This window comes from Exiguobacterium sp. B2(2022), assembly GCF_028823655.1.
Lineage (GTDB): Bacteria > Bacillota > Bacilli > Exiguobacteriales > Exiguobacteriaceae > Exiguobacterium > Exiguobacterium aestuarii_A.
The window spans coordinates 1-656 of record NZ_JAPEHX010000151.1; the positions used below are offsets into that span (position 1 = coordinate 1).

Annotated in this window: 1 protein-coding gene; it reads right to left on the bottom strand. The window is 43.0% G+C overall.

Annotated elements, in window-relative coordinates; translation table 11 throughout:
- Positions 1-145: 145 nt before the first annotated feature.
- Positions 146-656 (bottom strand): EAL domain-containing protein (locus ON063_RS14765; RefSeq protein ID WP_274665643.1); only part of this gene is annotated, 511 nt, incomplete at its 5' end.

Sequence of the window (656 nt, forward strand, 5' to 3'; positions counted from 1 at the left end):
TTTTTTATAGATGTCATCATGTGAATAAGATATTTCGTATTAAAAATAGCATGAGGCGTTGAACCAAATTTATTTATAATTATTCCAAAAAATTCATTTTTAAAACAGAAGCCACCTTCTCAAGTGAGAAGGCGGCTTCTGTTCGTCAAGGCACATTCATTTGTTTTTGGAGGATCGTACTGATCAAACGTGCATCGCTTCGGTTGAGGTAAGTCGCCTCATATTCATAGATACCATTATCGAGCTCGATCATACTTTTCGGTTGGACAAAGAGCTCAATTTGTTCATCGGAATGGGAGAGCAACATCTTTAATTCGATGTTCTTCGTCACGGGAAGACGAACCGTCGCATAAAAATGGAGTGATTGCTGACTACTTTTCGTAAGTAGGACGGGAGTCGAGCCAATTGTGACTTCCTTCCGATTTAATCGGTGAATCGTGATCGTCGCGTCAATAGAAAAACCTTGTCGCGTCACGGTCTGCCCACTCTGGTTCGTCGTCAGAATCGGGGTCTCCAATAAATTTGCGAACGCTTCTATCCCGAGCGGTCGGCTGAAAAGATATCCTTGGACGATTTTGCAATTAAGACGGCGCAGAACTTCTAATTGCTGAAGCGTCTCGACTCCTTCAATGACGACGTCGATGCCAAACTCCTCG